Here is a 9,317-nt window from a genome sequence, read left to right on the forward strand (position 1 = left end):
AAAATGTATTTATGTTGGGTGTGGATATCACGCAAATAAAAATGGATATTGCCGCATTTTCTATGAGCGATGAGTATCGGCTGCTGAAGCTGGTTGGTGAGGATGGCGTAGTTGCTGCCAATGATTTGTACCGAGAAAGTAGCGCTTCTATTGATGGCTCCGGTTATGATTCGGCTATTGCTGACGTGGTAATGCGCAGCACAGGGGCATCGTTGATGTATGAAGTTCCTGAAAATAATATGTTGCATGCGTATTTCCCGGTTGTGCTTGGGTTGGTTGAAAAAAAGTCTGGGCAGGTTCCTGTAATGGGGATGTTGTACGCAGAGTATTCGTTTGGAAAAAGGCTGGAAGTAGTTAAGCAAGAATCTATAGAGCATACGCTGATGTACTGTTTGATCACAGCGGTGACTTCTATGTTGATTGGCGTGCTGGTCTATTGGCGAGTATCTCTCCGGCTGGCCAAAATAAACATGGCGGCAAAAAATCTGGCCGGTGGTGATTTGTCCGCTCGTGCGGGATTGAATGGCGATGACGAAATCAGTTATCTGAGTCAGTCTTTTGATCATATGGCGGAGCGTTTGCAGGACGAGGTTGAAGTGCGGTCGCTGGTGCAGAAGCACCTGGAGAAGATAAATGACGCGCTGGAGGAAGCCGTTGAAGAGCGAACCGAAATTCTGCGTGAAGCGCAACGCATTGCCAAGGTTGGGCATTGGGAGTGGGAGATTGGCAGCAGTTCCTTGACGCTGTCTGATGAAGTGTATCGGATTTTTGAAATATCAAAAGATACCCAGGCAGGGTTTGCTGAATTTATGCAGAAAGTTCATCCTGATGATGTGCAGTCTGTGCAAGAGGCGCTTTCTGTTGCTTTGAAAAATCGAACTCAATACCTGGTGCAGCATCGCATTGTTTTGCCGAGCGGTATGTTTCGCTGGGTGAGGCAGGAGGCTATTCCAAAAATTGATGCTGATGGAAATGTGGTGAAAATGATAGGGATAGTTCAGGATATTCATGACAGCAAGACAGATATAGAAAAGCGCGTCCAGTTGGAAATGCAGTTGAGGCAAGCGCAAAAAATGGAATCTTTAGGTCAGCTGACCGGTGGCTTGGCACATGATTTTAACAATTTGTTGGCCAGTATCCGTGGTTTTGCCGAGTTGGCGATGCGCCTGCAAGTGGTTGATGAGCGGGGAAAGCTGCCTGGTTATTTGCAGCATATTTTGAAATCCAGCAAACAAGCCTCCGAGTTGGTGGCGAAAATGTTGACCTTCAGTCGACGTGAGCCAAAGCAGCCGGAAAATACCGCGATAGATGTTGAAAAAATGCTGAAAGGATTTCAGCCCATGATCCGCAGCATGATTCCCGTGACAGTGGAGATCGATGTGGTGTGTGAACCGGGGTTGTCGCGGATGCTGGGAAATCAAACCCAGGTTGAACAGGTGTTGATCAATTTGTGCGTGAATGCCAAGGATGCCATCACTGATCATCAGGGACGAATCGTGATTGCTGCGCATAAATACCAGGGTGGCCGCGTGGTATGTTCATCCTGTCATCATGAATATCAGGGAAGTTTTGTTGAACTGTCAGTGACCGATACCGGGACTGGGATAGAGCAAGACGTGCTGGACAGTATGTTTGAACCTTTTTTTACCACCAAGGATGTGGGTAAAGGTACGGGCATGGGATTGGCGATGGTGCATGGTATTGTCCATAGTCTTGGGGGGCATATTCACGTGACATCGGTGCTGGGGCAAGGCACCAAATTTTCGATTTGCCTGCCCGTGGCTAACTATGTGGTGAAACAATCGGACGAACCAATCGACGATGCGGTGTTGTTGGCGAAAGCGCAAAATACCGGCAACCATCATGTCCTGGTGGTCGACGACGATAAGGTGGTTGGCATGGTTTTGTCTGAATTGCTGCAAGAGGCAGGCTATCGCGTGACCGTGATTAATTCCAGCGCTGAGGCGCTTGATTATTTTCGAAAGCATTCCAATGAGGTCGATCTGGTGGTGACTGATTACACCATGCCGGGCTTGCATGGTAGCCAATTGGCAATGGGTATGATGGCAATTCGACGTGATATTCCGATCATTCTTTGCACTGGCTACAGTGAACGGGTGGATGAGGAAAAAGCTGCCGAGTTAAATTTTAGAGCTTTTATCAAAAAACCCATTGATTTGAATGTGTTTTTTACTGCTGTCGCTGCAGCGCTCCAGGACAGTGAACCTCCAGTGGATAGACCGGCACTCAAACGCGCCAGCTAGGTTTTGTCCTCCAAGCGGTTTTATGGGCCAGATTTGCCCGATTACGCTAACTTTTTCGTTCGACACTTCCTGTTCTAACATCTTGATTTTTCCTTGAAATTACCGGAAATCCCAACGGACCGGTGCTCCATAGTCCGTAAATCGTGCGGGAATTCATGTACAATACGGTCCACCGTTTTCACCCACCCTTAATTTGTGGCAGATAAAATTCTGCCCCCCGGGGTGTGTCTGTTTTAGCCAGTGGATGTATGTATGCAAATGAAACGATTGATTGGACTGTTGCTGATTTTGGCGCTGAGCGCGTGTGGCAAGGGAACTCAGACCGGGCTGTCGGATGATGCCGGCCTGCATGTTCTGGAGACCATCCCCAGTGTCGACGCGATCAATGTGGCAATAGACAGCGACATCCAGATTCGTTTCAGCAAAACCCTGTGGTCCGACGCGGCCAGCCAGGCTTCACTGATCAGCGTGCGTGACGCCGCCAACCAGTTGGTGGCGGGTGCGCTGAGTGTGGAAGATAACCGGCTGATTTTTGTGCCACAGGTAGCCTTGCAGTCCGCCAGTACCTACACCGTCATGGTCAAGGCCGGGGTGAGTGCCGTCAGTGGCGATCAACTGAGCAAGGAATACCAGTGGCAGTTCACGACTGCGGCGTTTTCGGCGCAGAAGCCAACCATTTTGTTCAGGTCCCCTGGTCCATGGGATACCAATGTGCCGATCAATCGGGCTGTCAGTATCGGTTTTTCCAACGAAATGAACCTGCAGACCTTTTCGCAGGTGACATTGCGTGATCAAGAGGGCACGCTGGTGTCCGCTTCTTTGGGCTTTTCCAATAAAACGCTGACGCTGGACCCCAATAACAATTTGCTGCCCAACAAAACCTACCGCCTGACACTCAAGGGCCTGAAAGATACCCAGGGCAATGCGCTGGACGACCGGGAATGGTCGTTTACCACCGGGCAAAACGAAGATGTTCGCTCACCTTTGCTGGATTTGGCGCGCTCCAATCTGGTGAACAACAAAATTGATGTATCTACCAAACAGCCACTGGTGTTGGCGTTTGATGAAAGACTGCTGGCGGGATTTCTTACCGCAGACAACTTTATCCTCCAGGACGCCGGCAATAACCGGATTACAGGACAACTGTTGTTTACCAAAGGCGATACGGTCAGTTTTGTGCCGGATCAACCGCTGAGTTATGTCACGAACTACACCCTGTTCATCCAGGGCGTGCGCGATTTGGCAGGCAACAGTGCGGTGGCGACTCAGATTCGATTTACCACGCGGGCACAGGACACCACACCGCCAACCGTGAGTGCGGTGTTGACGCCTAATCTGAACGCTAAAGTGCTGCCTGATGCCGAGTTCCGGATTCAGTTCAGCGAAGAACTGGATGCTGCGACGGTTACCACCCAGACTGCGCGTTTGCTCAATGCCGGTGGCAGCGTGGTTAATTCTGCGGTGTCTTTGTCCGGTGATGTAGTAATCATCAAACCTGTGCAAGCCTTGTCGCAGAGAGCTGATTATCGCCTGCAACTGACGACTGGTTTGATGGATCTGGAAGGCAATGCCTTGGCACAAACCTATCAGCAGACATTTGTCACTGCTGATACAACACCGCCACAAATTTCGTATCATGATCCCGCCACAGACGAAACTGATGTGGGCATAACGCCGGTCATCACCATTGGGTTTAATGAGCGGCTGGCTGCAGAATCGGTGAATAGCTCCACCGTGCATTTGCTGGAAACAGGTTCAGTCGCTGTACCGGTTGGCGTTAAGCTGCTGACCTCGGGCGACATTGTGCAATTAACCCTGCCAAATAAAGTCTCGCTGAAAGAACAAACTCAGTACACCGTGCAGGTGTCTGATCAAGTGACTGACGAAGAAGGCAATGCACTGGCCTCGACCAGTTGGACATTTACCACCGGTGATTTTTCTGCGCCCAAGGCGCTGACCTATTTCCCTGCCAAAGGGGCAACAGGTGTCGCACAAAATGTGCACGTAGTGCTGACGTTTGACGAAGCATTGTTGCTGTCATCCATCGTGGGCAATGGCGTGGTCAGCAGCAGTGGTGGCAGTATCAGTAATTTGAAATTGGGCAGCGATGGCAATACGCTTGAATTTGATTTGACCGGCTTGGCGCAATTGATGGCGTATACCATCACCGTTACAACTGCTGTCAGTGATGCCAAAGGCAATATGCTGGATGCGCCACTGGTTTGGTCGTTCCAGACCGGCGATTTCTCTGCACCGACGTTAGTGTCCACCTCACCAGTCAGTAATGCGCTGACGACAAAAAATTTGGCAGTCGAGGCCCGCTTTAGCGAAAAATTGGCGACGTCGACAGTGACGCCAGCCAATGTGACCATTTTGCCGGCGGCGACGATCAATAATTTGCGCCTGAGTCAGGACGGCACAACCGTGCTGTTTGATCTGCAAAATCTGCAAGAACAAACCACCTACACCGTGACCATCGCGAAGGCAGTGACCGATGTCGCGGGCAACCCGCTGGCGGCGAATGTGAGTTGGAGTTTTAAAACCAAGGATGAAACTCCACCACAACTGAGCAGTCGCACACCGGCAGTGAATGCCACTGGCGTGGCAAAAGATATTACGATAACTGCGACGTTTAACGAGGATATGCTTGCTAGTAGCGTCAACGATACGAACGTGAGTGTGCTCAATGGCAACATGTCGGTTATTTATACTGACCTGAATTTGGGTTCGAATAAACGCACCGTGACATTTTCGCTGGCCGGCCTGAAAGAGAAAAATATCTACCGTGTTCAATTGTCTACCGGTCTGAAAGACGCCAATGGCGTTGCCTTGGCTAATGCGATTGAGTGGTCGTTCACCGTGGGTGATTTTACCCCGCCGACAACGATCTCAAAGTTCCCAGAAAATTCGCAAACCGGTATTGTCAGAAATGCCAGTATTCTTGTGACCTTCAGTGAGGCCGTTTTGCCAAGTACGGTGAACGCCAGTAGTTTTCAGGTTGTAGCGGAAGGTGCGGGAGCAGGTGAAGCCGACTTGCCCATTGCTGTTAGTTACACAGTTTCTGGCTCTAGTGTGATTGTAAACCCAGTGGAAGGCACGCTTTTCCCTGGATTGAAAACCATTCGCTATACGATTAGTAATGCAATTACTGATCTGGCGAACAAGCCGCTTGCTGATCCGACGGTGGTTCGCTTTGTGACGGGAGAATTTGTTGCGCCGAAGGTCACTTCGACGGCGTTGACGGCAGGTTCTCTCACTGGAGGCCAAATAAATCGTCGCCCCAGCTATACGGTTACGTTTAGCGAACCCGTTTCTTACATTGGGAATCCGTTCACCATTATTGGTGCCGGCGAATCATATCCACTGGACATGGCCTGGGCCAACCCAAAGATCAGTGTGTTGGTGAGCTTGCCAGCAGCTGTGCAGTTAACAGAACAAAAAGATTATTCATTGAACATCGCCAGTAACTTGATCACGAATCCAAACGATTCGTCGATACAGTTGGCGCAGCTTACGCCAATAAGTTTCACGGTCGGTGACTTCACCCCACCCACGGCGGTTCTGGGCAGACTCAGTCCGTTAACTGAAGCCAGTTACTACACCAACGTCAATCCGGCCACGACCAACTGGAGTGTCAGCTTCAACGAAGCGATGAATACCGCAGTGATACCAACCGTGTCGTTGGCGGGTGCGACCACGACGGTGGGTACACCGACATGGAATGGCGACAGAACATTGAACTTCACCGTGAACGGATTGCAAAAGGGTGACTACACCCTCAACGTTGCTGGTGCAAAAGATCTCAAAGCGAATGTCATGACTGCATTTGCGCAATTGGTGCAGGTTGGTGATTATGTTAAACCGATTGCTACGTTGGAGACGCCAGCGAACATCGGAAATGTGGATCGCCATGTGACAACGTGGACGATGAAGTTCAATGAGCCAATGGCGGCGAGTTTGCCGACGGTGACTGTCAGCGGTGCGACAGTGAGTGGAATTAGTTGGAACAATACCCAGACACAACAAGAGCCGGTCTTGAGTTTCAACGTAAGTGGTCTGAGTGATGGCGGCAATTACACCTTGAACGTTAAGTACGCGGAGGATGCCAGCATCAACCAAAACGTCATGGATTTTTTTGAGGTGACTTTGACGGCCGGCGATTTCACTGCACCAACCGCCACACTACAAATGCCGGCGCATCCGTATTTGAATGTCAATCCGGCAAACAATGTTTGGAGTGTGGCCTTCCACGAAGTGATGGATACGACAGTTCTGCCAACAGTGACCGTGTCTGGCGCGACCGTGAGTGGGCGCAGTTGGAATGCGAACAAACTGGAGCTGACCTTCACTGTCACAGGCTTGGTGGATGGAACACCCTATACGCTGAATGTCAGCGGCGCTAAGGATAACAGCGTCAACAAAAACCTGATGACACCGTACGTTCAGGCAGTGGCGACCGGTGATTACACCAAGCCTACGGCGTTGTTGACGACACCAGCGGCATATACCGATGTGAATCCGGCGACCAATGTGTGGACGGTGACGTTCAACGAGCCTATGAATAAATCGATCGTTCCGACGGTTACGGTTTCTGGTGCGACAGCGGTCAACAGTATTGCCTGGTCAATTTCGGAGCCGAAACTTTCCTTTAGTGTGGTCGGTCTGGTGGATAGTACGCCCTACACCCTGAATGTGAGTGGTGGCGAGGATCTGAACGGGAATGAGATGGTGATGTATTCGCAACAGGTAAGTACCGGCGATTACACTCCGCCGACCATTAGCACCATCACACCGGCGGATGGTGCTGAGAATGTTAAGCCCAACATTGGTTCGGTGCAGGCGATCTTCAGCGAGAAGGTTGATATTACCAACCTGGAGGTTCGTTTGGATGGTGCTCTCATTTCCGGTGTCACACTAGATAACGTTGATCAGAGTACCTTGATGATTCCGCTGGCTACTTTGGCAGACAGTGCGCTGTACAATTTGCAGATCAGCGGTGCAAAAGATTTGTCGGCGCGCAGTTATCCGATGGCTGTGTTCAACAGCAGCTTTACCACTGGCGATTACACCGGACCGATCGTGCAAACTGCGGCGTTAGCTTTCAACGACGTAGGTCCGTCGACCATTAACGTGACGTTCAATGAAAATATTCAGTCTGAAACGGGAATCATAACTCTGAATCAACCTGGCACAGGTTCGGATATATCGCTGACAGCACCGACAGTGAGCAATAAGGTGATGAGCAGTAATACCATAGCGATCCTGACGGCCAATACACGTTATCGCGTAACCATCAGTGGTGTGAAGGATACAACAAATGGAACTCCAATGGCGGCCAGCTATGTGGGGGATATTCTCACCGGTAGTTTGCAGAACATTACCGCCAACAAGGGTGTCCAGACGACTGTCAGCGATCAGCAATACGTGATCACCGGCTTGGCAGCCAACAGCCAATATCTGCTGACCATGGTGGATGGTGGTGCAGCGACGCAAATGAGTGTGTTCGGCCTGGGCAATAACGCGAATTTGCAGTGCACTTCGGCGACCACGCAATACAGTGAAAACTGTTTGGCGACGTCCAATATCGCTGGCGATTTGTATCTGCGTGTCAGCGGTGGCGCGGCGACCCCAGTCACACTGGATTGGAAGCTGACACCTGCGGCGGTGGCGGCCAGTCTGGGCACGACGACCTCACAAACAGTGACTACGACGGCATCCAAAGTTTACAGCTTGCCGGCGTTGACTGCTGATCAGACCTACTTGGTACGCGTCAAACCAACCATTAACACTGATGAAGTTAGCGCGTCAGTGCAGAACACGGCGGGGACGAACATTGCTTGTGCCAGCGATGTGCGTTCGCGCGGCACTGAGTCCTGCCAGTTTGTTGCCCAGGCCGGTGCGGCGTACACGCTGGTGGTGAACAACTTTATGCAGCACGTGGACTACAGTGTGGATGTTTATCCGCTGGAAAATATGCCCACGACGATGCAAGGTTTGACCAGCGGACAGCGCCGCTTCTTCAAGGCAACACCCAGTGTTTACGGTAAAAACCTGATGACGCTGCAAGGCGCATTGCCAAGTGATAATGTCGAGTTGAAAGTGTACAGCGATTTGTTTGTGATACCGCTGACCTGTCAGAACCAAAAAGCGGCAGGCCAGGTCGAATACTGCATGCTGGATGTGGCGTCTGGCAATGTGTATTTCACTGTCGAAGAAAAGGCCGGTGGGGCACCAACATTTGATGTGAGTTTGTCACCCATGACGGATGTTGCATTGACACCGTTACTGCTTAATGTATCCGGCTTGGTGACAGATACGGTGTACCATGTTACGAGTTTGACGAATGCTACGTCGTACACGTTCTCGTTTATCAACATGGATGTGGATGTTGCCAACAGCTTTGATGTGCTGATGTTTGTCGATGGCCAAGTCCCGGCATGTTTGCCCGCAGGCGCACCGGTGGCGGTAACCAATGCAACGCCGCTGGATTGCTCGTTGACCGCGACGCCAACCCAGGAGGCGTACATTTTGATTCAGCCGAAAGAGGGCTATGCTGCGACCTTCAATGTGATCGCAAATTAATTATGGCAAAAGCAATGACGAAACCCGTTTGTAAAAGTGTCGGCCTGTTGTTGCTGGCCTGGACGCCATTGACCATGGCCGACGTGGTGCTCGATGGCACTCAGGGGCCGTCTGGCAACGTGGCGCTCAGTAATAACGCCTATCAGATTAACGCGAATACCATGGCGCAGATTTCAGGTGCCAACGCGTTTTTTAGTTTTTCCCGGTTTAATGTCGAGGCTGGAAACACTGCGCGGTTTAGTGCATCCACCAGTTTGGAAAATCTTCTGGTACGCGTGACCGGCGGTGAATTGTCACGCATTGACGGTCATGTGGTTAGCGACGTGGCGGGCGCGAATTTGTGGTTGCTCAATCCGCAAGGTGTGCTGATGGGCGCGGGTTCCAGCGTCAATGTCAGTGGTTCTTTGCATATTGCCAGTGCTGATTATATTTTGCTGCCGGGTGGTATGCAGTATTCCGCCGATACGTCCA

The 9,317-nt window shown here is 50.9% G+C and carries 3 protein-coding genes; all 3 read left to right on the forward strand.

Features of this window, described 5'->3' with window-relative positions; genetic code table 11:
• Window positions 1-2,264: response regulator (locus tag OEW58_13610; GenBank protein ID MDH5302383.1), on the forward strand; the 2,264-nt coding region annotated here is incomplete at its 5' end.
• 252 nt (window positions 2,265-2,516) lie between these two features.
• Window positions 2,517-8,846 (forward strand): Ig-like domain-containing protein, encoded by a 6,330-nt coding sequence (locus tag OEW58_13615; GenBank protein ID MDH5302384.1) that lies wholly within the window; start codon window positions 2,517-2,519, stop codon window positions 8,844-8,846.
• Between the two features lie 14 nt (window positions 8,847-8,860).
• Window positions 8,861-9,317: filamentous hemagglutinin N-terminal domain-containing protein (locus OEW58_13620; GenBank protein MDH5302385.1), on the forward strand; the 457-nt coding region annotated here is incomplete at its 3' end.

It is taken from the genome of Gammaproteobacteria bacterium, from assembly GCA_029884425.1.
Lineage (GTDB): Bacteria > Pseudomonadota > Gammaproteobacteria > S012-40 > S012-40 > JAOUHV01.

What these genes read in the sequence shown, in the direction of transcription:
- OEW58_13615 (MDH5302384.1), top strand. Translation starts at nt 2,517, where the DNA reads ATGCAAATGAAACGATTGATTGGACTGTTGCTGATTTTGGCGCTGAGC.